The 25,415-nt window shown below is 67.6% G+C and carries 22 protein-coding genes; 15 read left to right on the forward strand and 7 right to left on the reverse strand.

Going from position 1 to position 25,415, the window contains the following annotated elements:
• Positions 1 to 12: 12 nt before the first annotated feature.
• Complete coding sequence (locus OHB24_RS01810; protein ID WP_327637150.1) at positions 13 to 1,827, forward strand: GH39 family glycosyl hydrolase; 1,815 nt, start codon at positions 13 to 15, stop codon at positions 1,825 to 1,827.
• Here OHB24_RS01810 and OHB24_RS01815 read toward each other — a convergent pair.
• Entirely contained in the window at positions 1,733 to 2,494 is a 762-nt protein-coding gene (locus OHB24_RS01815) for a FadR/GntR family transcriptional regulator (protein WP_327637151.1), read from the reverse strand. The genes OHB24_RS01810 and OHB24_RS01815 overlap by 95 nt on opposite strands.
• A 179-nt stretch (positions 2,495 to 2,673) precedes the next feature.
• Here OHB24_RS01815 and OHB24_RS01820 point away from each other — a divergent pair, with 179 nt between their 5' ends.
• Genes OHB24_RS01820 through OHB24_RS01835 form a run of 4 tightly spaced genes read left to right on the forward strand, consistent with a single transcriptional unit; the run spans position 2,674 to position 7,044 of the window.
• Positions 2,674 to 3,945, forward strand: coding sequence for an ABC transporter substrate-binding protein (locus tag OHB24_RS01820; protein WP_327637152.1), 1,272 nt, complete (start codon positions 2,674 to 2,676; stop codon positions 3,943 to 3,945).
• A complete protein-coding gene (locus OHB24_RS01825) occupies positions 3,945 to 4,892 on the forward strand; it encodes a carbohydrate ABC transporter permease (RefSeq protein ID WP_327637153.1) in 948 nt (315 codons plus the stop codon). Before OHB24_RS01820 ends, OHB24_RS01825 begins: the two co-directional genes overlap by 1 nt.
• The gene (locus tag OHB24_RS01830) at positions 4,882 to 5,730 is read left to right on the forward strand and encodes a carbohydrate ABC transporter permease (RefSeq protein WP_327637154.1); all 849 of its coding nucleotides are present in this window, start codon (positions 4,882 to 4,884) and stop codon (positions 5,728 to 5,730) included. The genes OHB24_RS01825 and OHB24_RS01830 overlap by 11 nt, the downstream gene beginning before the upstream one ends.
• 18 nt (positions 5,731 to 5,748) lie before the next feature.
• Complete coding sequence (locus tag OHB24_RS01835) at positions 5,749 to 7,044, forward strand: alpha-L-fucosidase (RefSeq protein ID WP_327637155.1); 1,296 nt, start codon at positions 5,749 to 5,751, stop codon at positions 7,042 to 7,044.
• Here the strand turns inward: OHB24_RS01835 and OHB24_RS01840 are convergent, their stop codons facing one another.
• Entirely contained in the window at positions 7,045 to 7,548 is a 504-nt protein-coding gene (locus OHB24_RS01840; RefSeq protein WP_131334512.1) for a MaoC family dehydratase, read from the reverse strand.
• A gap of 96 nt (positions 7,549 to 7,644) precedes the next feature.
• A complete protein-coding gene (locus OHB24_RS01845; protein WP_131285562.1) occupies positions 7,645 to 8,184 on the reverse strand; it encodes a general stress protein in 540 nt (179 codons plus the stop codon).
• 76 nt (positions 8,185 to 8,260) lie between these two features.
• Here OHB24_RS01845 and OHB24_RS01850 point away from each other — a divergent pair, with 76 nt between their 5' ends.
• The gene (locus tag OHB24_RS01850) at positions 8,261 to 9,367 is read left to right on the forward strand and encodes a magnesium and cobalt transport protein CorA (protein WP_327637156.1); all 1,107 of its coding nucleotides are present in this window, start codon (positions 8,261 to 8,263) and stop codon (positions 9,365 to 9,367) included.
• Positions 9,368 to 9,545: 178 nt separating this feature from the next.
• On the forward strand, positions 9,546 to 10,565 hold the full coding sequence (locus tag OHB24_RS01855; protein ID WP_327637157.1) for an ArsR/SmtB family transcription factor: 1,020 nt from the start codon (positions 9,546 to 9,548) through the stop codon (positions 10,563 to 10,565).
• 227 nt (positions 10,566 to 10,792) lie between these two features.
• On the opposite strand, the gene OHB24_RS01860 is transcribed toward OHB24_RS01855, so the two are convergent.
• Together OHB24_RS01860 and OHB24_RS01865 are read right to left on the reverse strand one after the other, a co-directional pair.
• On the reverse strand, positions 10,793 to 11,983 hold the full coding sequence (locus OHB24_RS01860) for an acyl-CoA dehydrogenase family protein (RefSeq protein ID WP_327637158.1): 1,191 nt from the start codon (positions 11,981 to 11,983) through the stop codon (positions 10,793 to 10,795).
• A 111-nt stretch (positions 11,984 to 12,094) separates the two neighbouring features.
• Positions 12,095 to 13,543, reverse strand: coding sequence for a serine/threonine-protein kinase (locus OHB24_RS01865; protein ID WP_327637159.1), 1,449 nt, complete (start codon positions 13,541 to 13,543; stop codon positions 12,095 to 12,097).
• A gap of 120 nt (positions 13,544 to 13,663) precedes the next feature.
• Between OHB24_RS01865 and OHB24_RS01870 the strand changes: the two genes are divergently transcribed.
• Both OHB24_RS01870 and OHB24_RS01875 read left to right on the forward strand, forming a co-directional pair.
• Positions 13,664 to 14,314 carry a peptidylprolyl isomerase gene (locus tag OHB24_RS01870; protein ID WP_327637160.1) on the forward strand — a complete coding sequence of 217 codons (651 nt, stop codon included), beginning with the start codon at positions 13,664 to 13,666 and terminating at the stop codon, positions 14,312 to 14,314.
• 40 nt (positions 14,315 to 14,354) lie between these two features.
• Complete coding sequence (locus OHB24_RS01875; RefSeq protein ID WP_327637161.1) at positions 14,355 to 14,978, forward strand: VOC family protein; 624 nt, start codon at positions 14,355 to 14,357, stop codon at positions 14,976 to 14,978.
• A 264-nt stretch (positions 14,979 to 15,242) separates the two neighbouring features.
• Here the strand turns inward: OHB24_RS01875 and OHB24_RS01880 are convergent, their stop codons facing one another.
• Complete coding sequence (locus OHB24_RS01880) at positions 15,243 to 16,205, reverse strand: HpcH/HpaI aldolase/citrate lyase family protein (RefSeq protein WP_327637162.1); 963 nt, start codon at positions 16,203 to 16,205, stop codon at positions 15,243 to 15,245.
• A 173-nt stretch (positions 16,206 to 16,378) separates the two neighbouring features.
• Positions 16,379 to 20,251 carry a S8 family peptidase gene (locus tag OHB24_RS01885; RefSeq protein ID WP_327637163.1) on the reverse strand — a complete coding sequence of 1,291 codons (3,873 nt, stop codon included), beginning with the start codon at positions 20,249 to 20,251 and terminating at the stop codon, positions 16,379 to 16,381.
• Positions 20,252 to 20,339: 88 nt separating this feature from the next.
• Here OHB24_RS01885 and OHB24_RS01890 point away from each other — a divergent pair, with 88 nt between their 5' ends.
• The 6 genes from OHB24_RS01890 to htpX are packed head-to-tail and all read left to right on the forward strand — an operon-like array spanning position 20,340 to position 25,412.
• On the forward strand, positions 20,340 to 21,296 hold the full coding sequence (locus OHB24_RS01890) for a LuxR C-terminal-related transcriptional regulator (protein ID WP_327637164.1): 957 nt from the start codon (positions 20,340 to 20,342) through the stop codon (positions 21,294 to 21,296).
• Positions 21,289 to 22,089, forward strand: coding sequence for a LuxR C-terminal-related transcriptional regulator (locus tag OHB24_RS01895; RefSeq protein WP_327637165.1), 801 nt, complete (start codon positions 21,289 to 21,291; stop codon positions 22,087 to 22,089). Before OHB24_RS01890 ends, OHB24_RS01895 begins: the two co-directional genes overlap by 8 nt.
• Before the next feature lie 32 nt (positions 22,090 to 22,121).
• Positions 22,122 to 22,637: a hypothetical protein gene (locus OHB24_RS01900; protein WP_327637166.1), complete on the forward strand. Its 516-nt coding sequence runs from the start codon at positions 22,122 to 22,124 to the stop codon at positions 22,635 to 22,637.
• A gap of 46 nt (positions 22,638 to 22,683) precedes the next feature.
• Entirely contained in the window at positions 22,684 to 23,952 is a 1,269-nt protein-coding gene (locus OHB24_RS01905; RefSeq protein WP_327637167.1) for a magnesium transporter MgtE N-terminal domain-containing protein, read from the forward strand.
• Entirely contained in the window at positions 23,942 to 24,475 is a 534-nt protein-coding gene (locus tag OHB24_RS01910; RefSeq protein ID WP_327637170.1) for a DUF1003 domain-containing protein, read from the forward strand. The genes OHB24_RS01905 and OHB24_RS01910 overlap by 11 nt, the downstream gene beginning before the upstream one ends.
• 40 nt (positions 24,476 to 24,515) lie before the next feature.
• A complete protein-coding gene (gene htpX / locus OHB24_RS01915; RefSeq protein WP_327637171.1) occupies positions 24,516 to 25,412 on the forward strand; it encodes a zinc metalloprotease HtpX in 897 nt (298 codons plus the stop codon).
• Positions 25,413 to 25,415: the final 3 nt, after the last annotated feature.

Genomic DNA, 25,415 nt, shown 5'->3' on the forward strand with positions numbered 1-25,415 from the left:
GGAGACAGCCAGATGCAGTACGACGCCAAGACCGACTGGACTCGGTTGGATTTCTTTGGGCGGATCGCGGTCCGCAGCGACGAGGACCGCGCGTTCGCCTTTCCCGAGCTCGATCCGCCGAAGCAGGTCACGGCGGTCGGCGGCGTCGGCCAGGTGACGATCGACTGGTCGCCGGTGGACGGCGCAGTCGGCTACCTGATCTTCAGGGGAACCGGCGAGCGCGGTCCGATGGAACCGGTCGATCATCACAGCGGCGACGTGCTGTCGGTCCCGTCGCCGCCGTACGTGGACACCACGTGCACCCCGGGTACGCCGTACCGCTACGCCGTCGCGAGCGTGCCCGAGGTGACGGCCCACGGACGTCCGAGTCAGACCGTCGGCGCCGTACCGCTGGTCGCCGGCGGCATTTCTCCAACAGTCTCCGTGACGGTCGATGCGGTTGCCGAGGGCACCGAGCTGCAGCGGCCGTGGGAGCCGATGGTCGGCAGCGAGCGCCTGAGCCAGCTGCTCTGCGAGGACCTGACCGGCGGGCACGAGATCGGCAGTGAGCTCGAGGACGCGTTGCGCCGGATGCATGACGAGATCGGCGTACGCACGGTCCGCGCGCACGCGATCTTCCACGACGACACCCACGTCATCGACGGTGATTCGTACGACTTCTCCGTGGTGGACGCGATCTACGACAAGCTGCTCGCGATCGGGCTGCGGCCGGTGGTCGAGCTCGGGTTCATGCCGCGGGAACTGGCGAGCGACCCGACGAAGACGGTCTTCGAGTACGGCGCGATCATCTCGCCGCCGGCGTCGTACCAGCGCTGGCATGATCTGGTCCGTGCGCTCGTGCAGCACCTGGTGGACCGGTACAGCCTCGACGAGGTGCTGACGTGGGACTTCGAGGTCTGGAACGAGGCCAACCTCGAGGTCTTCTGGTCCGGCACCAAGGCCGAGTGGCTCCAGCTGTACGACGTGTCCGCTGCCGCCGTGAAATCCGTCGACCCACGCCTCGCCGTCGGCGGCCCGTCCTCCGCCGCAGCCGGCTGGGTGGACGACCTGCTGGTCCATGCCAAACGGTTCGGTACGCCGGTCGACTTCGTGTCCACGCACACGTACGGGTCGCCGCCGCTCGACGTACGGGCGTCGCTGGAGCGGCACGGGTACGGCGATGCGCGCATCCTCTGGACCGAGTGGGGCGTCACGCCGAGGCACTTCAACCCGATCAACGACTCGGTGTTCTCCGGGGTGTTCCTGCTCCGCGGCATGCGATCCGCGGCAGGACGGATCGACGCGCTCTCGTACTGGGTCGCCTCCGACCACTTCGAGGAACTCGGCCGGCCGCCGCGCCTCCTGCACGGGGGCTTCGGGCTGCGAACCGTTGGCGGGTTGGCGAAACCGCGCTACCACGCAATGACCCTGCTCAGCCGGCTCGGACCGGTCGAGCTGCCGGTGACGTACGACGGTGACGGCGGCGGGAGCCTGGTGGAGGCCTGGGCATCCCGGGACCGCGACCGCGTCGCCGTACTGCTGTGGAATCTGACCCTCGATCAGACCAAGTCGTCGGGGGCACCAGAACTGACCAGGACGGTCCAGGTCCAGCTGCCCGGCGTGGCCCCGTCCTGGCAGGCCACGGCAACGACCTTGGCCGTCGGCGTCGCCGATCTCGCCGCTGCGGCGGCCGGTCTCGGCGACTGGCCGACCGACGAAGAGCTGGCCGAGGTGGCCGAACGCAGCCGCCTGGTCAGTACCCCACTCGAGTGGAACGGTTCAGCCGTCGAGGTGACGCTGCCGATGCCGGCCGCCGTGCTGCTGGAGCTCCGTCCACCTCGAGATTGACCGCCTCGTTGAGCCAGCGTTCGACGCCCGCGATGTGCACGGTCGCCCAGGCCTGGGCGACCTCGGGCTCGCGGGCGGCGATCGCCTCCAGGATCGAGCGGTGCTCCGCGACCGAACGGTTCACCGCGCCGGTCTGGGTGAGGCCGCGCCAGATCCGGGCCCGGTAGGTCGGCTGCCGCAGGCTCTCGATGATCGAGGCCAGCGTCCGGTTCCCGCTGCCGATCGCGAGCAGCCGGTGGAACTCGACGTCGCAGGCGAGCTGGTCGTCGGCGGACGGATCGTCGCCGAGGTCGTCCAGCAGCGCGCGCATCGCGGTGATCTCGGCGTCCGGCATCCGCCGCGCGGCCCGGGCCGCGGCGGCCGGCTCGAGAATCCGCCGTACCTCGAAGAACTCCAGGACCGAGGCGTCCTGGTGCAGGTCCAGGACGAAGCCCATGGTCTCCATCAGCAGCGCCGGATCGAGGCTGGTCACGTAGGTGCCGTCGCCCTGCCGGACCTCGAGCACCCGGATCAGTGCCAGCGCCTTGACCGCCTCGCGTAGCGAGTTGCGGGACAGCCCGAGCCGCGCGGCCAGGTCGGCCTCCCGCGGCAGCCGGTCGCCGGGCTGCAGCTCGCCGGCCACGATCATCTGCTTGATCCGGTCGATCGCCACATCCGTGACCGCCATCCAAGCCCTCCCTTCGGCACCAAACCTCCGATGTCTTCGGACCATACATCGGAGGTCTAGGCCTTGCGCTAGAGCGTAGGAAGTTCCTTTTTCTCCTGAAATAAGCCCACGAGCTGTTGACTCTCCTCAAGATCCCGACATATTGATCGGATGACTCACAGTTCTCCTTGGAGGTCAGGATGAGAGGAACACCAGCTCGGGCACGCCGCTGGCTCACCGCCACGTGTGCGGTGCTGGCCCTGACCGCGGTTGCCGCGTGTGGCGGCGGCGACGGTGGTAGTAGCGATAGCTCCGGCTCAGCGGACAAGGCCGATCTGGTCTGGTCGTTCTGGATCGCCGGTGCCGAGGACCAGGCCGCCTGGCAGAAGGTCGCTGACCAGGCCCACACCGATCACGCCGGGATCACCGTCAAGCTCCAGGGCGCCCCCTGGGACAGCTACTGGTCGAAGATCGGAACGACGCTGGCCGGCGGCAAGGCACCCTGCATCATCGGCATGCAGAGTTTGCGGATGGCGTCGTACGCCGGCGCGATGCTGCCGTTGGACGACCTGATGAAGAAGTACGGCATGAAGGCCGAGGACTTCGACAAGCCGATCATGGACGGCCTGAAGTCGGACGGGAAGCAGATCGCGATCCCGTACGACTCCGGCCCGATGGTGATCTTCTACAACAAGGACCTGTTCAAGACCGCCGGCGTACCCGATCCGAAGCCGGGCTGGACGATGGACGAGTTCAAGGCTGCCGCGAAGAAGCTGACCGCCGCTGGGAAGACCGGCCTGGTGACGACCCCCGGCGACCTGGGCACCATGTCCTGGGTGCGGACCATGACCGGCGCCGAGCCGCTGGCCGACGGCAAGCTCAACTTCACCGACTCGAAGTTCGAGCAGGGCTTCTCGCAGTACGCCGACTTCGTCAAGACCGACAAGATCGCCCCGCAGGTGCCGGGTGGCAACCCGGACTTCGAGACCCAGCAGTTCACCGGCGGCAAGGCCGCGATGCAGCTGAACGGGCCGTGGTCGCTGATCGACACCAAGGGCAAGGTCAAGTTCAACCTCGGCATCGCGCCGATCCCGGCCGGTCCGGACGGCTCGAAGACCTACACCGCGGGCTCGGGCTTCGGCATCTCCCGGTCCTGCAAGACGCCGGACGCCGCCTTCCAGGCGATCATGTCGATGACGAGTGAGAAGCCGCTGACCACGCTGGCCCAGGCAGGCCGCGCGTACCCGGCTCGCACCGTCGCGCACCCGGCCTGGTTCACCGCCGCGAACATCGACGGCGCGAAGGAGACCATCGACTACGCCTCCGAGAACTCGGTGCCGCTGGTCACTTCGAAGAACTGGGTCCAGGTCGCCGACCTGCTCAACCGGTTCGGTACGCAGGCGCTGAACGGCGAGATCCCGCCGGAACAGGCCCTGAAGACCATCCAGGACCAGGCTGGCGCTGGTTCGTAATGGGTGCCGTCAACACAACCGTCGCTCCGACCGGTACGCCGCCTTCGCGCGGCGACCGGGCGGGGCGCCGGCCCGCGTTGCGCCGGGACGGCCGGTACGCGTCGGTCTTCCTGGCTCCGAGCCTCGGCGGGCTGGCGCTGTTCACGTTGTTCCCGACCGCGATGGCGCTGGGCATCAGCCTGTTCGACTGGCCGGTGTTCGGCGAGCGCTCCTTCCTCGGCTTCGGCAACTACTCGCACCTGCTGCACGACCCGGTGTTCCGCCGGGTGGTGCTGAACACGGTTCTGTTCGTGGTGCTGTACGTCCCGCTGAACGTGGTCGTCTCGCTCGGGCTCGCGGTCTGGCTGGGCCCGCAGATCAGGGGCCGGCAGATGTTCCGGGTGCTGTTCTTCATCCCGGTGATGACGCCGATGGTGGCCAACGTGATGGTCTGGCGGCTGCTGTTCCAGCCCGGTGGGCTGATCGACGGCGGCCTGCAGAGCTGGTTCGGCATCGACGCGCCGAACTTCCTGGGCTCGTCGAACTGGGCGATGCCGGCGATCGTCGCGATGTCGATCTGGCAGGGCTTCGGGTACAACTTCCTGGTCTTCTCGGCCGCGATCGACCAGGTTCCGCAGTCGCAACTGGAGTCCGCGCAGATCGACGGCGCCGGGCCGCTGCAGCGGTTCCGCTACATCACCTGGCCGATGATCACCCCGTCGATGTTCTTCGCCACCACGATGACGCTGATCACCTCGTTCCAGGTGTTCGCGCAGCCGTTCATCCTGACCCAGGGCGGACCGGGCGTGGCCACCCAGACCATCGTCATGTACGTCTACAACCAGGGCTGGCAGTTCCTCACGATGGGGCTGGCGTCGGCGGCCGGATGGGTGCTGTTCGTGATCATCATGGGCATCACCGCGATCCAGTTCTTCGGGCAGAAGCGGTGGGTGAACTATGACGTCTGAGACCAACAGCGCCGCCCGCAAGGTCCGCAGCGGCGTCTCGCACACGCTCCTGGTCATCGTCGCGATCGTCTTCCTCGGCCCCCTGGTGTACGCCGTTTCGACGTCGCTGAAACCCGCCGACGAGGTGTTCACCTCGACACCGCACCTGTTCGGCTCCGAGATCCGCTGGAAGAACTACGCGGACGCGTTCACGTTCGCCCCGTTCGATCGCTACTTCCTGAACAGTCTGTTGGTGGCGGTGGCGGGCACCCTGGTGGTGGTCGCCGCCTCGAGCATGTCGGCGTACGCCTTCGCCCGGCTGAAGTTCAGGGGCCGGGAGCAACTGTTCGTCCTGTTCCTGGGGACGTTGATGGTGCCGCAGGAAGTGCTGATCGTGCCGATGTACTGGCTGATGCAGGCGCTCGGCTGGGTGGACAGCTACTGGGCTCTGATCCTGCCGTGGGCGTTCACCGCGTTCGGCACGTTCCTGCTCCGGCAGTTCTTCCTGACCATCCCGGCCGAGCTGGAGGAGGCGGCCCGGGTGGACGGGTGCGGTCCGTTCGGCACGTTCCTGCGGATCATGTTGCCGCTCGCGCGGCCGGCGATCGCCGTACTCACCGTCTTCACCTTCATCAGTTTCTGGGGCAGCTTCCTGTGGCCGTTGATCATCATCAACAGCGTCGAGGACAAAGGCACCGTGCCGCTCGGCCTGGCGCAGTTCGTCGGCCAGCAGGGCACCCAATGGAACCTGATGATGGCTGCGTCGATCATGGCCATGCTTCCCACCGTGCTGCTTGTCGTCCTGCTGCAGAAACACCTCGTCCGCGGCCTGCTCGTCACGGGTCTTGGCGGCCGTTAAACCATAAGGAGAATTGAGATGACCGACGCGCCTCCCGCGCATTCTGTGGAGAAGTTCCGTGACTGGCGGTTCGGCCTGTTCGTCCACTGGGGTCTGTACGCGCTGCCGGCCCGGCACGAGTGGGTGAAGAACCGTGAACAGCTGACCGACGAGGACTACCAGCCGTACTTCGACCACTTCGAGCCGGACCTGTACGACCCGGCCAAGTGGGCCCGCGCCGCCCGCGAGGCCGGCATGAAGTACGCCGTACTCACGACCAAGCACCACGAGGGCTTCTGCCTGTGGGACTCCGAGGTGTCCGACTACACCGTGACGAAGACCGCCTGGGGCAAGGACCTGGTCGGGCCGTTCGTCGAGGCGTGCCGGGCCGAGGGCCTCGGGGTCGGGTTCTACCACTCGCTGATCGACTGGCACCACCCGGAGTTCCCGATCGACCTCGTGCACCCGCAGCGCGACGACGAGGAGGCGATCGCGAAGGCGGCCGGGCGCGACATCCAGGTGTACGCCGACTACCTGCACGCGCAGACCCGTGAGCTGCTGACCAACTACGGGCCGATCGACATCATGTGGTTCGACTTCTCCTACCCTGGCCGGAAGTACCCGGACGGGCGGGACGGCCACGGCAAGGGCCGCGACGACTGGCGCTCGGTCGAGCTGATGGCGATGGTCCGGGAGCTGCAGCCGGACATCCTGATCAACGACCGGCTGGACATCCCGGGCGACTTCGTGACGCCGGAGCAGTACCAGCCGGACGGTCCGATGCAGCGCGACGGCGTACCGGTGCTGTGGGAGGCGTGTCAGACGCTGAACGGCAGCTGGGGCTACGACCGGGACAACCTGGACTGGAAGTCACCCGAGCTGCTGGTGAAGATGCTGATCGACTCGGTCTCCAAGGACGGCAACCTGCTGCTGAACGTGGGGCCGACGGGTCGTGGTGAGTTCGACCCGCGGGCGCTGGCGACGCTGGCGTCCATCGGTGAGTGGATGCGGCTGCACGAGCGGTCGATCCGCGGGGCACGTCCTTCGGAGTACACGGCGCCGGTGGACGCCCGCTTCACACAGAAGGGCAACCGGCTGTATCTGCACCTGTTCTCCTGGCCGATGGGCCACGTGCATCTGGCCGGCCTCGGCGGGAAGGTGAAGTACGCCCAGCTCCTGAACGACGCGTCCGAGATCAAGCGCATCGAGAACGACCCGCACCGGACGGCTCAGAACACCACGATGGGTGGGGTGTCGGCCGACGTACTCACGCTGAAGCTCCCGATCCAGAAGCCGAACGTCCAGGTTCCGGTGATCGAGCTGTTCCTCAGCTGATCAGGAAGCCGGGGTGGGGCGGCCAGGTTGTTCTCCGCCCCGGCTCTCCAGGTAGTTGTTCTTCGGGACCATGACCTTGCGGCGGAACAGGCAGACGACGGTGCCGTCCTGCTTGTAGCCCTTGGTCTCGACGTACACGACGCCGCGGTCGTCCTTGGACTTGGACTCCCACTTGTCCAGGACGAGCGTCTCGCCGTACACGGTGTCGCCGTGGAAGGTCGGGGCGACGTGCCGCAGCGACTCGATCTCCAGGTTGGCGATCGCCTTGCCGCTCACGTCCGGGACCGACATCCCGAGCAGGATCGAGTAGATGTAGTTGCCGACCACAACGTTCTTCCCGAACTGGGTCGACCCCTCCGCGTAGTGCGTGTCCAGGTGCAGCGGATGGTGGTTCATGGTGAGCAGGCAGAACAGGTGGTCGTCGTACTCCGTGACCGTCTTACCCGGCCAGTGCTTGTAGACCGCACCGACCTCGAACTCCTCGTAGCTGCGCCCGAACTGCATCTCGGTTCCTCCTCGGCTCCTGGATTCCCCATGCTGCCGGGTCCGGGCGCATCCGGGCCGTGGTGTGGCTCTCACCGGCAGGAGATTTAAGTCACCTCAGTCGATAGGCCGCTGCGTGGTCTGCTGGGCCTGGTGGTCCGGGAGCAGCGGGTGCACCTCACCCTTCAGGGCGAGCTTGGCGAGGTGGTTGCGGGCCTCTTCAGCGAACTTGAAGTCGCAGAGCACGTCGTACGTCGTGGCCACCACGGCGGTCCGCGACGTGAAATCCCGCCGGCCGGCCGACTGCGCGTAGCCGAGGCCGCCGAACACCAGGCCGAAGAAGGCGCCCAGGACGACGCCGGTCAGCACCGCCGCGATCCAGTTGTTGGTGGTGAAGAGTCCCAGCAGCAGGCCGACGAACAGCCCGAACCAGGCGCCACTGGCCAGACCCGCGGTCAGCGCCCGGCCCCAGGTGAGCCGGCCGGTGATCTTCTCGACCTGGCGCAGGTTGTTGCCGACGATGGTCGTGTGCTCGACCGGGAACTTCTCGTCCGAGAGATAGTCGACAGCTCGCTGTGCCTCCCGGTACGTGTCGTACGTCCCGATCGTCAGGCCGGTCGGCCGGGGGTCCATCGAGGGCATGCCCTGGGTGGTCATCGTCGTTCCTCTCCACGTGCTTCCACCCCCATCATTGCCGACGGCTGGTTACCGCGTCTTGATAGCCTCGCCGGTGATGACCGGGCGACGATGGGACATGGGCGCGACACGCCGTGTAGGACGAGTCTTCGCCCGGCGCGGCAGCGGTGCCGGACGCCCGTCGGACGACGTGGTCACCGGCAAGCTCGAAGGCGCCCTGGTCGACTGGGGGCTGTACCGCGACGGCGTCCGCGATCCCCGCGTGAACTCCTACACCGAGGCGCTGGTCCGGGCGCAGCGCGGGCAGGGGTTCGTGTGGATCGGCCTGTTCCAGCCGACCGACCACCAGCTCGCCATCATCGGTGCTGAGTTCGGTCTGCACCCGCTGGCGCTGGAGGACGCGTACGAGGCACACCAGCGCCCCAAGCTGGAGCGGTACGGCGAGACGCTGTTCGCAGTGTTCAAAACCGTCACGTATGTCCCGCACGACGACCTGACCGCCACCAGCGAGGTGGTCGCGACCGGTGAGGTCATGGTGTTCTGCGGACCCGGCTTCGTCGTCACGGTCCGGCACGGTGAGCACAGTGAGCTGACCGGGCTGCGGCAGGAGCTGGAGCAGGAGCCGCAACGGCTCGCCACCGGTCCGGGCGCCGTACTGCACGCGATCGCGGACCACGTCGTGGACCGGTACCTGGAGGTCTCGGACGCCGTACAGGCCGATATCGACCTGATCGAGACGTCCATGTTCTCGCCGCGTGGCTGGCGGAACATCGACCGGGTCTACCAGCTGAAGCGTGAGGTGCTGGAGCTCAAACGGGCCGTGGCGCCGCTGACCGGCCCTATGCGCGCGCTTGCCACGCTGCGGCATCCCCTGATCGCGGACGAGACGAAGAACTACTTCCGCGACGTCGACGACCACTTGCAGCGGGTGAAGGAGCAGGTGATCTCGTTCGACGAGCTGCTCAGCTCGATCCTGCAGGCCGGGCTGGCCCAGGTCCAGGTGGCCGAGAACGAGGACATGCGGCGGATCTCGGCCTGGGTGGCCATCCTCGCGGTGCCGACCATGATCGCCGGGATCTACGGCATGAATTTCGATTACATGCCGGAACTGCGGATGAAGTACGCGTACTTCGTCGTACTCGGAGTGATGGTCACCGCGTGCACCGTCCTTTACCGCTTGTTCAAGCGGAACCACTGGCTCTGAGTCGGGGCGAGTTGGCAACCTTTTGCCATGGCCAGGACTACTCCCGGATTGGAATGTTCAAACGGTTGTCCCGGGATCGGCTGCCTTGATTGAATTCCGGAATCGCATTCGGTCAGGAATTGATTACTTTCCGCGACTGATGTGACCGGGGGACGACCAGGGACGGGAGGGGATCGCGGTGCTCCGCATTCATTTCACGCCGCGCGACCTGACCCGGGTCACGGTCGCCACCACGCCGGCGCCGCTCTGGGAGGTGCTGCTGAGCCTGCACATGCTGCAGCACTCGGAAGGCCGGCTGATCTTCGAGGACTGGCGGCGCCACGTGCGGGCCACGGTCGCACCGGACCAGATGCGGCTGCTGCTCGAGCTGACCCCGTCGAAGGGCTACTCCCCCGACTTCCTCACCCCGGCGGAGCCCGCACCGGACTTCGAGACCGCACTGGAGCAGGCGCTGGCGACGCCGCGGCAGCAGATCCGCAGCCAGCTCGACCTGCTCGCGCAGTACCGGCCGGCCTCCCCCTGGACACGGGAGCTGGCCCAAGGTGGCCGTACGTCGATGCAGAAGCTCGGACGAGCCATCCGGATGTATCACGACGCGGCGATCGCGCCGTACTGGAAATCGATCGGGACGCACGTGTCCGCCGACCACGCCCATCGAGGGGAGGCGCTGGCCCGGCACGGTGTGGACCGATTGCTGTCGTCGCTGCACCCGCGGGTCCGGTGGGTCGCACCGGTCCTGCAGGTGCTGGACATGAACGACCGAGATCTGTATCTCGATGGCAGGGGAATCGAGTTGCAGCCTTCGGCGTTCTGCTGGCAGGTACCGACCAAGCTGCGGGATCCGGATCTCAAACCGATCCTGGTGTACCCGATCCAGCATGCGCCCGGGATCCTGCGGCAGACGCCGATGGAGCACCCGCCGTCGAGTGATCCGCTGGGTTCCCTGCTCGGGTCGACCCGGGCCGCCGCACTGGAGGCGACCGTCAGCGGCTGTACGACGACGGAGCTGGCGAAACGCTGCCGGATCTCCCCGGCCGCCGCGAGCCACCAGGCGACGGTACTGCGGGAGGCCGGCCTGATCACCACCCGCCGGGCCGGCGCCTCGGTGCGCCACGAGATCACCCAACTGGGCATCTGGCTGCTCTCCGGCCACGGCTCCGGCAACACGCGACAAGTCCCGACCCGCAGTACGGCCTAGACCCTGCCCCGCCGCGCGCTGGGCCGACCGGCACCGCCCCGCCTGTCGACCCAGCGCACGGTCAGAGGGTGTCTGAGCGCTCTGCGCCGTAGCGAGGAGGTGCTCGGTGCGGTAGCTCGGCGCGCGGGGGCGAAGGTCTCGATGCGGAGCATCGTGGCCTTTGCACCCGTGCGGCGAGGTGCCGTGCCGAGTGCCCCGCAGTAGGCGCAGGGCGCTCAGGCACCCTCTTAGAGTTTGTAGTCCTCGAGTAGGCGGCGGCCGATGATCATGCGCTGGATGTCGGCCGTTCCCTCGCCGATCAGGAGCATCGGGGCCTCGCGGTAGAGGCGCTCGATCTCGTACTCCTTGGAGAAGCCGTAGCCGCCGTGGATGCGGAACGAGTCCTCGACGACCTGTGAGCAGTACTCGCTGGCCAGGTACTTCGCGACGCCGGCCTCGAAGTCGTTGCGGGAGCCGCTGTCCTTCTTGCGGGCCGCCTTCACCATCAGCTCGTGCGCGGCCTCCACCTTGACCGCCATGTCGGCGAGCCGGAACAGCACGGCCTGGTGCTCGGCGATCTTCTTGCCGAAGGTCTCGCGCTGCTGCGCGTACGAGATCCCGAGCTCGAACGCCCGCCGTGCCACCCCGCACCCGCGCGCGGCGACGTTCACGCGTCCGACCTCGACGCCGTCCATCATCTGGTAGAAGCCCTTACCCGGTACGCCGCCGAGGATCTGGCCCGCGTCGATCCGGTACCCGTCGAACACCAGCTCCGTGGTGTCGACGCCCTTGTAGCCCATCTTCTCGATCTTGCCGGGGATCGTGAGGCCCTTGTCGACCTCACCGAAACCGGGTTCCTTCTCGACCAGGAACGTGGTCATGTTCTTGTAGACCGAGTCCTGCCCCTCGTCGGTCTTCACGAGTACGGCGACCAGGTTCGACGTACCGCCGTTGGTCAGCCACATCTTCTGACCGTTGACGACATAACCGTCGCCGTCTTTTGTCGCCTTCGTCTTGATCGCGGCGACGTCGGACCCGCATCCCGGCTCGGACATCGAGAACGCGCCGCGGACGTCACCGGTCGCCATCCGCGGCAGGTACTTCTGCTTCTGCTCGTCGGTCCCGTGCTGGAGCAGCATGTACGCGACGATGAAGTGCGTGTTGATGATCCCGGACACGCTCATCCAGCCACGGGCGATCTCCTCGACGCACAGCGCGTAGGTGAGCAGCGATTCGCCGAGGCCGCCGTACTCCTCGGGGATCATCAGGCCGAACAGGCCGAGTTCCTTGAGGCCCTCGACGATCTCGGTCGGGTACTCGTCGCGGTGCTCGAGCTCGGTCGCGACCGGGAGGATCTCGGCTTCGACGAAGGCCCGGACCGTCTTCAGGATCTCTTCCTGGATGTCGGTCAGCCCGTCGGTCTGCTGCAACCTGCTCATCGCTCGGCTCCTTCGATCGGGTCGCTTACCCGCGAGTATCGCGGTTATCAGCATCCCGGCACGAGGGTGACACCCGCTGTGACACCGGCCACCTGACGAAGGTCGCGTGCCTCACTCGTTGTCGTTGTGCTCCTGACGCGGGAGTGACTGGCTGATGACGCCGAAGAGCGCGGCGATCTGCTGGGTCGGCTGCCAGCGGTGGCGTAGCTGCGCCTCGAAGAGCCGCTGCCGCGCGTCGTAGAAGTGCTCTGCGGCGGACTCGGTGTCACCGTGGTCGATTGCCTGGGCAGCCTGGTCCAGGTCGTTCGCAGCCTCCCGCGGCGCCTTGCTACGGCTGCCCTCCTGCGTCGCGCGCACCTGTGCCGCCAGCGAGCGCAGCCGCTGCACCAGGACCGCCTGCGGGTTCTGCGTCTGCTTCTGCGTCGGCTTCTTCGTCGGGGTCGTCTTGGTCTTGGTGGGAGTAGGGGTCGGCTTGGGCTTCTGTGTGGTCTTGGGGGCCGCTGTGGCCTTCTGCACCGGAGCGGACGGCGTGCCGCCGGCCTGTGCGGGCGGATCGTTCGACACGCCTGCCCGCAGCAGGAGAGCTCCCACCACAGCCGCCACCGCCACCGCAGCAGCCGCACCTGCCTTGGCCAGCGGGAAGCCCCTGCGGGCCGCCCGATGTGTCGCCGGCGTCGGCTCGTCGGAGTCTTCCTCCCACTTGCCCACACCGAGCACATCGGCGGCCGCAGGTGGTGTGAAGGCCAGCACCTGGGTCTGGTTGGCCGGTGCGAGCAGTGCGGCCACGTCATGCTCCGACGACGGGCGATCCGCCGGGTCCTTGGCCAGCAGGTGCGCTACGAGGTTCGCCAGCTCAGGCGGTACGTCGGCACGCGTGACAGGCGGAGGCGGTACGTCGAGATGCTGCCGCATGACCACGTCGACGGTCGGGCCGGTGAACGGCGGCGTACCGGCCAGGAGCTCGTGGAGGACGCAGCCGAACGAGTACCAGTCGCTGGCCGCGGTGGCGGGCTCGCCACGGACCTGTTCCGGCGCCACGTACGACGCCGTACCGAGCAGGACGCCCAGGCCGGTCGTCTCGCTACCTGTCTGCTTGGCGATGCCGAAGTCGGTCATCTTGAGGGTGCCGTCGGGAGCCATCAGCAGGTTGCCCGGCTTCACGTCGCGGTGCACGATCCCGGCCGCGTGCGCCGCGTCCAGCGCGCGGGCGCCCTGCAAGGCGATGTCCTCGACCAGCGCGGCCGCCGGGAGTCCCGACGTACGCATCAGTTTGGCCAGATCAGGGCCCTGCACGAGTTCCATCACCAGGAACACGTGATCGCCCTCGGTGCCGACGTCGTACGTCGCGACGACGTTCGGATGTGTCAATCGAGCGGCTGATTGAGCCTCGGCGCGAAACCTCTGGACCGCATCCATCGGGTCGCCTTCGAGGCTGCGCAGCAGTTTCACCGCGACCTGACGGGCGAGGACCGTGTCCTCCGCCTGCCACACCTCACCTGCACCGCCCCTGCCCAGCAGGGTCAGCAACCGGTACCGACCTGCCAGTACCTCGCCGTTCACTCAAACACACCTTCCGCAGCGGACCGGATCACCTTAGGCGGGAAGTGCCGGATCTTCGAGTCCGCGGCCAATTCCTTGAACAACCTCTGCAGAGAGCAAGCGACGTACTACGGTGTGGTGATGAAGCGATCACTCACCGCCCTGATCGCGGCCGTTCTGGTCGCGACGACGCTGACTACGACAACCGCCTCCGCAGCCCCCGTCTCCAAGCCCGTGGCGAAGTGTGAGTTCACGCCGACGCCCGAGAACCCGGCGGCCAAGCCCGTTCGGATCCCGTCCCCGGTGGCCCGCGCCAAGGGCACGGTCGACGTGTACTTCGTGACGAACTACGGACCGTTCGTGGTCCGGATGGACCGCGCCAACGCGCCCTGCGGCGTGCACAACTTCGTGCACCTGGTGAAGAGCCGGTTCTACGACGCGACGCAGTGCTTCCGGCTGACGAACTCTGCCCGGCTGGGCGTCCTGCAGTGCGGTGACATCTACCGCCAGGAAGAGGGCGGGCCGGGGTACAAGTTCCCCGACGAGGTCACCGGCCAGGAGACCTACCCGCGCGGCACCGTTGCCTACGGCAACCAGGGCCCGGGCACCAACGGCTCGGAGTTCTTCGTCGTGCACTCGTTCGCGAACATCGCCCCGAACTACACCGTCCTCGGCCACGTGATCGCCGGCATGTCCACCTTCGACCGCATGGTCGCAGCCGGCATCGCCGACCCCGACCAGGACGGCCCACCCGCCAAGCCCATCCGCATCTACAAGGTCTGGACCCGCTGAGGGGAGGGTAATTCGAGCAGTACGCCGCTAACTTGAGGGTGTGGGCACACGCGGACGCCCCCGGCACCCCGACGTACTGACACCCGCCGAGTGGCAGGTGGTGCACGCGGTGCGGCACGGGATGTCGAACCGGGAGATCGCGCGACGGCGCGGAGTCAGCGTCGACGCGATCAAGTTCCACGTCGCCAACGCGCTGATGAAGCTCGGTCTGGACCGCCGGGCCGAGCTCCGCACCTGGCGCGGCGTGCCTGCGGACAGTGCTCTTCGGGGACAAGGAGGCGCAGAGATGGTGCAGCTAGGTGTGATCGGGCAGATCGCCCGCCCGGTCAGCAACATCGAGACCGCGGTCGACTTCTACGGCGGCGTACTGGGACTCCCCCACCTCTACACGTTCGGGGACCTGGCGTTCTTCGACTGCGGCGGAACGCGATTGTTCCTGAGCGTCGCCGACGTGCCCACGGAGCCGTCCGTCCTGTACTTCCGGGTCGACGACATCCAGACGGCGTACGACGAACTCCGCGGGCGGGGCGTCGAGTTCGAGAACGCCCCGCACCTGATCCACAAACACGACAACGGAGTCGAGGAATGGATGGCGTTCTTCCCCGACCCCGACGGCCACCTACTCGCGATCATGGCGCAGACCGAACCCCTGACCCCGGCCTGACCACCCGGCGACCGGCAACCGCAACCTGCCTGGACATCTGAGCCCGCGTCGGCGCCGTCTTCGGCTACCTCGCGTTGTCCGACCAACGACGGCCGTCGGGTTGGTGGCGGCACGGCGCCTCGCGGTCGGGATGTGCAGGCTTGACAGGTAGTGCACCGGCGAGACGCTGTACGCACGAACACGTTCACGCTCAGGTGCACTACCCTGCCACCCGACACGTCCTGTCCAGCTGCAGATCACACCAGGCCTGGCGCCGCCCTGGAACTAGTCGGTCGGCGGAACCCAGATGTTGGTGCGGGTGAGGTTGGCGGCGCGGCCCTTGGCGGAGATTACTAGGGCCATTTTGCGGCTGGCTTCGTCGATCATTTCGTCGCCTAGCATCACGGCGCCGCGGCCGCCGCCGGCTGCGGAGGTGTAGTGGTTGTAGGCGTCGAGGATGTTCTCGGCGTGGTCGTAGTCGTCCTGGCGCGGTGAGTAGACCTCGTTCGCGGCGGCGATCTGGTCCGGGTGCAGGACCCACTTGCCGTCGAAGCCGAGGGCGGCCGAGCGGCCGGCGACGCGGCGGAAACCGTCGACGTCCTTGATCTGCAGGTACGGGCCGTCGATCGCCTGCTTGCCGTGCGCCCGCGCGGCCATCAGGATCTGCATCAGGATGTAGTGGTAGGCGTCGCCGACGTCGTACCCGGGCGGCTGCTCACCGACGACCAGCGACTTCATGTTGATCGACGCCATGAAGTCCGCCGGGCCGAAGATGATCGTCTCCACCCGCGGCGACGCCTGCGCGATCGCGTTCACGTTGGTCAGGCCGAGCGCGTTCTCGATCTGCGCCTCGATCCCGATCCGGCCCGGCTCGTAGCCGTGCACCTTCTCCAGCTGGGTGAGCAGCAGGTCGAGCGCGACCACCTGCTCGGCGGTCTGCACCTTCGGCAGCATGATGCAGTCGAGGTTCGCGCCGGCGCCGCCGACGACCTCGATCACGTCGGCGTACGTCCACTCGGTGGTCCAGTCGTTCACCCGGACAACACGCAGTTTGGTGCCCCAGCCGCCCTCGTTGAGCGCGGCGACGATGTTCTTCCGGGCATCAGGCTTGGCGATCGGCGCGACCGAGTCCTCGAGATCCAGGAACACCTGGTCCGCGTCCAGCCCCTTCGCCTTGGTCAGGAACCGCGGGTTCGACCCGGGCGTGGCCAGGCAGGACCGCCTGCTCCGCAAAACCTGTTCCGACATCGCCGACCTCCACTCGGTTACCCACCGGTCACCGGCAGCGTACGGCGTCTGCCGCCACCGCTCCGGTGACCCGGCTCACTTCCCTCCTGAGTGTGTCCCGATTCACCACTTTGAGAAGCCACCAACCATTTCGGCGCGGGAAAAATGATCGGTGGCTTCTCAAAGTTGGGATTTTAGCGGGGGGTGACGCCGTACGCGCGGGTGATGGTTTGGGTGATGGTGTTGCCCGCCGTGTCTGCGGCCTCGGTTCGCAGGCTGACGGCGCCGATGCTGCGCTTGGGGTGCTTCAGTACGGCGGTGTACTCGCTGCGACCCGATTTCGTCGTGCGGACGGGCTGCCAGGTGGCTCCGTCGTCGTAGCTGACCGACAGCTTCAGACTGGTCAGCTCCGGGTCGCTCTCGAGGTACGAGTGGTGATAGCCGCTGATGGTGATCCTGTTGTCGCGTCCGGCGGGCAGGGTGTTGTCCAGCCGCAGTCCGAGGTCGTAGCCCAGGTACAGCTGGCTGTTGGCGGCACAGCTGCCCTTGTCCTGCCCCAGGCGAGTGATCGTGTCCCAGGTCCCGCAGTGCACGCCGTACCCCTTCGGTGGGCGGTACGGGAAGCCGTCGGTGGGCTTGGCGGTGGTGAACGTCCACTCCGACGCGACGGTCCGCGACCACTTCTGCAGCTTGTACGGCGCCGGGTAGGTCTCGGTCATCCGGTAGCGGCCCGGTTCGTCGGGCAGGACGAAGTACGGCACGCCGATGACCGCGATGAAGAACACCCAGAAGCCTTGTTCTACGGGGATCTCCTTCCCGTCCGGTCCCCAGAGCTTGATCTGCGTCTGCGGCTCACCGCGCAGGATCTCCGGGATGTAGTACGTCTGCGCGCCCCCTGTCAGCCCGTCACTGCTCTGGGTGTGCCAGGGCATGAAGATGTTGCCGCTGCGGCACGCCTGACACAGCTGCCAGGTGTAGTCGTTGTCCTCGGGCGTCACGTTCCGCAGGGCCGAGTGCACGAGCGGCTGCGCGCCGAACGTGTCTGTACGTCGGCCTGGTCGCGTGAGTACATCGCCACGGCTCTGCACCCATCCGGAGCGGTGGAACGCCTCCATGTCGGCCGGTGCGTCGTACGTCAGGCCGGCGCCCCGGTTACGTCGTACGTCGTTCTGGATCGGGCCGACGTACTCGGTCAACGTGCCAGGCCCGCGCATCGACAGCTTCACGCTGCCCAGGCTGCGGCCGTACTTCTTCGCCGCGTTCCAGCTCAGCGAGACCGTGCCGGGCGCGTCACCGTGGTAGCGGCTGTCGAAGCGGAACACGTCGCGTGTGCTGACCGTCTTCTGCACTACGGGCACCCGTCCTTCGGAGGGGTACGACATCGCGTAGACGTACGGCACCGCCGCCTTGCCTCGTACAGTCACCACCCGCGGCAGGTGCGCCCGGAGCGCCTTCCCCTGCTCGGCCGGGACCGTCAGCACCGGTATCGGCACCGCGACATCGTCAACCGGAACCGCCCGGCCACGTGCGCCGTACAGGATCACACCGGCCGCACCAGCCTGCTGCGTGGCCTGAGCACGAGCCAGTACGCCGGACTTGCACGTCCATGCAGCGGCGGGACACAGGTCGGATACGTCGAGCAGTACGACCGCACCGCGGGCCGGCGTACCGAACACGAGCGGGAGCACCTTCGCACCGTCGAAGCGTGGGTCCTCCGCGTCGAGACTCAGGTACTTCGCGTCGAGGGTCCTGCCGCCGGCGTACATCGCTACGGGCGGTGTGGCGAGCAGCCGGTCGTCACGCCACAGGAACTGACCGACGGTGACCTTCTGCGTTGGTGTGACCCACAGACCCCACTCCTGCTTGTACAGCGACGACGCACTGACCCGAAGCGTCCACATGCCTGTTGCTGACGTCTGAGCCCAGCCGACCTGCGTGTCGACCGGTACGGCGGCCAGTGGGGTCCGCGTACTCACCCTGCTTGCAGTGCTCGCGTCGAGTACGACGTTCTGGTCGGAACGGATGTCGACCTGCGGACTGGTCAGCAGCGTGACCTGTGGGTTGCCGGCCGCGTCACGCCAGTTGATGGACGTCTGGACGCTGTACGTGCCCTCGTCGATGGTGCCGGTGATGTTCTGCGCTCCCCCGGCGTACCCGACGTTGTTGGTGATGTCGAGGTCGTTCAGGTCGTCGGTGCGCAGGAAGTACCAGGTGTTGTACTGCACGTCGGTCGCACCGGCCGGGAGCTTGATGGACCCGGTCAGCTTGTGCCGCGCCGCGTGCGTGTACGCCGCAACAGCGTTGCGCAGCTCGGTCTGACCAGAGGTGGCGACGATCGAGCCCTGATACCAGGTGCCTGGTCCGCTCGGGTCGAACGTTGCGGTGACCGGCGCGGAGCCGTTGGCGGGCACCGTGACGGTGGCAGGCACCTGCAGCGCGTTCGGCGGTGCCGTACCTTCAGTCGCCTTGATGGACGCGGTCAGGTTCAGCGTGACGGGCTGATCGGTGGTGTTGACGTACGTGATCGTCTTTGTGGCCGGTACGTCGTACGGCTCCGGGAGGATGCCGAAGTCCAGGTTGCCCGTGCTGTAGACGCCTTGTGTGACAGCACGTGCGACGTCGACGCGACCGGAGCCGACCTGGTACGCCGTACCGTCGATCTGCTTGCTACTGCTGATCAGAAGGCTCTTCAGCTGCTCGCCGGTCCAGTCGGGGTGCTGTTGGGCCAGCAGTGCTGCGGCGCCGGCAACGTGTGGCGTGGCCATGGACGTGCCGCTGAGGCTCGTGTACTGGTCGCCGACGAGAGGACCGAGCGACGTACCTGCTGCGCGCGCCGCCACGATCGAAACACCTGGCGCGGAGATGTCCGGCTTGAGGCCGTAGTTGACTCGCCGCGGGCCCTGGCTGGAGAACGAGGCGCGCTGGTCCTGCTTGTCGACCGCCGCAACGGTCAGCGCGGCGTCCGCGACTCCTGGCGCCCCGACCGTCCCCGTCGCGGCGTCATTGCCGGCCGCGATCACGAACAGCGTGTGGTACTGCGCCGTCAGGTCGTTCACGGCCTGGCTCATCGGGTCCGTACCGTCGGTGCAGCAACCGCCGAGGCTCATGCTGATCACATCAGCGCCCTGCGAGGCCGCCCACTGCATGCCCGCGATGATGCCGGACTCGAAACCACCACCACTGTTGTCGAGCACCTTCCCGACCAGCAGCGTGGCGTCCGGCGCGACGCCCTTGTACTTCCCGCCGGACGCGGCGCCGGAGCCGACGATGGTGTCGGCGACGTGGGTGCCGTGGCCGTGCTTGTCGGTGGCGTCCAGCCCAGCTACGAAGCTCACTGCCTCCGTGACCTTGCCGGCCAGGTCGGGGTGGGTCTGGTCGATTCCGGTGTCGAGTACGGCGACCTTGACGCCCTTGCCGGTGTAGCCGGCCTTCCACGCGGCCGGTGCGCCGATCTGCGGCACGCTGACGTCCAGACTCGCCTGCACCTTGCCGTCGAGCCACACGCTCGTCACACCATCCAGGGTGCGAGCCGTTGGGGTGTCGACAGCCGCCCAGAAGCCGCGCGTCTGTGACTTGCCGAGAGTGACCGCCTCCGAACGGATGCTGGGCAGTGCCTTCACGCGACGCGTGCCTGGCAGCGCGGACGTACTGCTGCGCTGGAGGATCAGGGGCAGCGTGGTGCTCTTGCTGTCGGTGTAGCCGTACTTCGTCAGGTAGGCCACGTCGAACAGTCGCCCGTCGAGGCGGCCCGTTCTGATCAGCTCAGACGCGTCCGACGGGTAGACGTAGTACTGGTCGCCCTGGTGGAGTTCGGTGAAGACGACCGGGCGGCCGTTCTCCCGTGGCGCCGGGGTGACGTCGGCGTCGAGCGGCGTACCGTCCGCGGCGAATCGGTACGTGACCTGGTCGCCGGTGATCAGCGTGACCTGCTCGCTCCCAGTCGGCTCCGCGGCGGCCTGCTGCGTAGCTGGCGAAGCAGGAGGCGTGTCAGCAGCCCTTGCGGTCGTAGAGCCGAGCAGGAGTGCGAGGACTGACAGCACTGCGACGGGAGCGCGCCATTTGGTCATGGCGCGAGGTTGTCAGGGGTGCGACATGTCCGGAAGCGGTCTGGCTGTGCAGTTCCCGCCAATGGCGGGAACCGGCGATGATCGGTCAGTGCTCGAGTCACTCGGTCTGAACCGCGAGGAACAGGACCTGTACGAGGAACTCGTGTCCCGTCCTCCGGTGTGCGCCGCAGAGCTCACCGACCGCTCCGCCGCGCTGACCAAGCTGGTTGAACTCGATCTCGTCACCGTGGTCAGCACTGACCCACCGAGGTACGTCGTACTGCCGCCAGACACCGCCCTGGACGTACTGGCCCGACGGCGCGAGCGGGCGCTGGCAGATGCCCGTCGGACGATGGTGGAGCTGACCGTGCGGTTCCATGGGAGTACGTCGCGGCGCGAGCCGACCGACCTGGTCGAGGTGCTGCACGGTGACCAGGAGATCGCGAAGACCATGGGCAGGTTATTGCTGGGGGCCCGGCACGAGGTGTGCGGCTGGGACGCGCCGCCGTACCGGGACGACCCGAACCAGGTGAATCAACTGGAGATCGACCAGCTGAAGCGGGGTGTGTCGTTCCGCGTGATCTACGACCGCCGCGGTTCGGTGGACCGGCCGGGGCGGCTGGCCGCGCTGATCCAGGGGATCGCGGACGGCGAGCAGGCGCGGGTCGGCGACGTACCGATGAAGCTGATCGTCACCGATGCGCCGATGGCGTTCGTCCCGTTCGACGTCCACGCGACGCGTCACGAGACCGCGCTGCTGGTCCACGACCCGGTGATGGTGGAGGGTCTGGCCGCGCTGTTCGAGCTGTACTGGCGCAAGGCTGTCCCTTTGGCGACGTACGACCCTCAGCCGCCGGCCACGGACCGTCCGACCGCAACAGAACGCGATCTTCTCGCGCTGCTGATGTCCGGCTTCACCGACAACGAAATGGCGGTGCACCTGGGCTGGAGCGAGCGGACCGTCCGCAAACACATCGACGGGATGCGGCACCGCCTCGACGCCGACACACGCTTCGAGGCGGGCTACCAGGCCGTACTCCGGGGCTGGCTGGGACACCGTGGGTGATCTGACGGCGCTCGGCCTCTCCCCGGACGAGGAGGCGACCTACAGCGCTCTGGTGGCGTCAGGCCCGTCCGACAGCGAGCAGGACGCCGTACTGACCAGCCTGATCACCAAGGGCCTAGTGAGTCGCGTGGGCGAGCGCTACGTCGCGGTAGCGCCGGACATCGCGTTAGAGGTGCTACTGCTGGAGCAGGAGCGCCTGCTGCGTGACGCACGCGCACACATCGACGACCTGTCAGCGGCGTACCGCAGCCACACCGGAACCCCTACCGCGACACTGGTCGAGCTGGTGACAGGTGCTGGAGCTGTCCGGCAGCGGATCGACCAGGTGCAGGCGGCGGCGCGGACTGAGCTGCGTCGGCTCGTCAAGGCGCCGTACGGCGGTCCCCGGGTGCAGAGGGCCGAGTGCAGGACCGTGTACGAGCACGGCGTACTCGATGCGCATGGCAACGAGACGGCGCGCATGCTGCCGTCGCTGCCGATCCACCTGTACCTGGCAGACGACCGGCTGGCGCTGGTCCTGCTCAGCGAGGAGTCCGCCGTACTGGTGCAGCCGTGCGGTCTGTTCCATGCGTACGTCGAGTTGTTCGAGGCACTGTGGGAGCGCGCGCTGCCCGTGAAGGCCGACGGCGCCCTCGTCGAACTACTCCTCGCGGGTCTGACCGACCAGGCCATTGCCCGGCAGTTGGGCGTCAGTGAACGTACGGCGCAGCGCAAGATCGCCGCACTGATGCAGGAGCTCGGCGCACGCACCCGCTTCCAGGCCGGCGCTCAAGCTGCAATGCGGCATCGATGAAAGACGGGGCGCTGATGTGACACGCTGGGCCTGTGAGCACCGAAGAGATTGCCGGCGTGATGAAGAAGGCCGGACTCGTCTGGCTGGCCTGGGACGGCCGGCGACCGGTGCCGGCGTGGTTCTCCACGGTCGACGGGCAGTACGTCGTCCTGGCGGACTCAGCTGATGGGGCGGAGCAGCCGCTGCCCGGACTCGCAGCAGCAGCCGCGGTAGAGGTCGTCGTACCGGCCAAGCCCGCCACAAACCGTCTGGCGAGCTGGAAGGCGACGGTACGGCGGCTGGAGCCCGGGAGCGACGAGTGGACGGAAGCCGCGCAGGTACTGCGTAGCGAGCGACTGAACGCAGCCGAGCTCGACACTCAGCTCGAGCGGTGGCAGACGGAGGCTGACATCCTCGTACTGGACCCCACTGGTGAGATCAGCGAATCGGCCGGGCGGTACGACGCGACACCGCGCACCGAGGCTCCGGTACCGACCCGAGCCACGACCCGCGGCAAGCCGCCGATGACGCTGCACCGCCCAGTGCGCCGCCGTCCCAAGCTGAGCTGACCCAAAGTTCCGCCGAGACTCAGGCTCGACGGGTTAGCCTTCGACCATGAGTGGATCACCGTCGCGGGTATATGTCGCCCGGCTGGCGGGGCTGCCGGTCTACGACCCGAACGGGGACCAGGTCGGCAAGGTCCGGGACGTGGTGGCCATGATGCGCCAGGGCGACCAGCCGCCCCGCGTGCTCGGCCTGGTCGTCGAGGTGTTCACCCGGCGCCGGATCTTCCTGCCGATGACGCGGGTCACCTCGGTCGACGTCGGCCACGTCATCACGACCGGTCTGCTCAACATGCGGCGCTTCGAGCAGCGCACGACCGAGGTGCTCGTCCTGGGCGAGCTGTTCGACCGGACCGTCACCATCGCCGACACCGGTGCCACAGCGGTGGTGTTCGACATGGCCATGGAGCAGTGGCGGACCCGGGACTGGTTGCTGACCAAGGTGGCGGTCCGTGAGGGCTCCAAACGGTTCCGGCGTCGCGGACAGACCTACGTGCTCGACTGGAGCGACGTCAGCGGGTTCACGCAGGTCGAGGAGGGGCAGGGCGCGACCCACATCCTCGCTGCCTTCGAGTCGATGCGTGCCGCGGACCTGGCCGGCGTACTGCATGACCTGTCGGCCAAGCGGCGCAAGGAGATCGCCGTAGCGCTGGACGACGAGCGACTGGCCGACGTACTCGAAGAGCTGCCGGAGGACATCCAGGTCGAGATCCTGGCCGGTCTGGACACCGAACGGGCTGCGGACGTGCTGGAGGAGATGTCCCCGGACGACGCCGCAGACCTGATCGCTGAGCTGCCGACCGAGACAGCTGAGCGCCTGCTGACCCTGATGGAGCCTGAGGAAGCAGAAGACGTACGGCGACTGCTGACCTACGAGGAGCACACCGCTGGTGGCTTGATGACGTCGGAGCCGGTCATCCTGCCCGTGGACGCCACTGTGGCCGAGGCGCTCGCCCACGTACGCAACGCGGACCTGAGCCCGGCACTGGCCGCAATGATCTACGTGTGCCGACCGCCGCTGGAAACGCCGACCGGGCGGTTCATCGGGATCGGCCACATCCAGCGGCTGCTGCGTGAGGCGCCGTCCGAGCTGGTGTCCGCCGTACTGGACACCGACCTCGACGGGCTGCGACCGGACGACAGCCTGCAGACGGTCAGCAAGTATCTGGCGACGTACAACCTGGTCGCCGCGCCGGTACTCGACGACGAGGGCCGGCTGATCGGTGCGGTGACGGTGGACGACGTCCTCGACCACCTGCTCCCCGACGACTGGCGAGAACACGACCACGGCGAACAGGAGGGGGACCACGATGGCTCGTGACGACCGCCTGTCCACGGACGAGCGCCGGCTCTTCCGCGGTACGACGACGCGGCTCGACGTACCGCGCGACTGGCGACGGACCTTCGTACCGCGGCCGACGTACGACGCGGACGCGTTCGGCCGGCTGTCCGAACGGATCGCGCGCTTCCTCGGCACCGGGCGGTTCCTGGTCTACATGACCGCGACCATCCTGTTCTGGGTCGCCTGGAACATCTTCGCGCCGGAGAGCGTGCGCTTCGACCAGTACCCGTTCATCTTTCTCACGCTCGCGCTCAGCCTGCAGGCGTCGTACGCCGCTCCGCTCATCCTGCTCGCGCAGAACCGGCAGGAGGCGCGCGACCGGGTGCAGTACGAGCGCGACCGCGACGTCGACACCCGGACCCGGGCCGACATGGAGTTCCTGGCCCGCGAGGTGGCGTCGCTGCGGATGGCGGTCGGCGAGGTCGCCACCCGCGACTTCCTGCGCTCCGAGCTCCGTTCGCTGCTCGCCGACCTCGAGACGCGCGAGGACGACCGGGTTTGACTGCGAGCTACTCTCGCTATCAGGTGAGGAAGGACGTGGGATGAAGACTCGATTCGCGCCTGATCGCGGGCTGTCCAGCCGGATGCTTGTGACCAGTTTCCTGCTCGGACTGCTGTACGTCGGCTTCGTGGCGCTGCTGATCGCGCTGACGAAGAGCGCGGTGCTGGCCGTGCTGATCGCCGGCGGCATGTTGTTCGCGCAGTACTGGTTCTCCGACCGGATCGCGCTGTTCGCGATGCACGGCAAGATCGTCACACCCGAGGAGGCGCCGCAGTTGCACGGCGCGATCGACCGCCTGTGCGCGCTGGCCGACATGCCGAAGCCGCGGGTCGCGATCGCGGACGTCGACCTGCCGAACGCGTTCGCCACCGGCCGCAACCCGAAGAACGCCGTCGTCTGCGTGACCACCGGCATCATGCGCCGCCTGGACGCCGACGAACTGGAAGGTGTGCTGGCGCACGAGCTCTCGCACGTCGCGCACCGAGACGTCGCGGTGATGACGATCGCGTCGTTCCTCGGCGTACTCGCCGGCCTGATCACCCGCTTCGGCCTGTACGGCGGCCTGGGCCGGGGCAACCGCGACCAGAACGCGGCGGTGATCATGCTGACGATCATCGGGGTGTCCATCGCCGTGTACGCGATCTCGTTCCTGCTCACCCGGGCGCTGTCGCGGTACCGCGAACTCGCCGCGGACCGGGCCGGGGCGATGCTGACCGGCAGACCCTCGACGCTGGCGTCGGCGCTGACCAAGATCAGCGGGGACATCGCACAGATACCGTCGCGCGACCTGCGCCAGGCGCAGGCGTTCAACGCGTTCTTCTTCGCGCCGGCCATCTCCGGCAAGAGCCTGTCGTCGCTGTTCTCCACCCACCCGTCGCTCGAGACACGCCTCGACCGCCTCGGTACGCTCTCCCGCGAGCTGGGCGAGCAAGCTTAGAAC

The sequence above is a fragment of the Kribbella sp. NBC_00482 genome, assembly GCF_036013725.1.
GTDB lineage: Bacteria > Actinomycetota > Actinomycetes > Propionibacteriales > Kribbellaceae > Kribbella.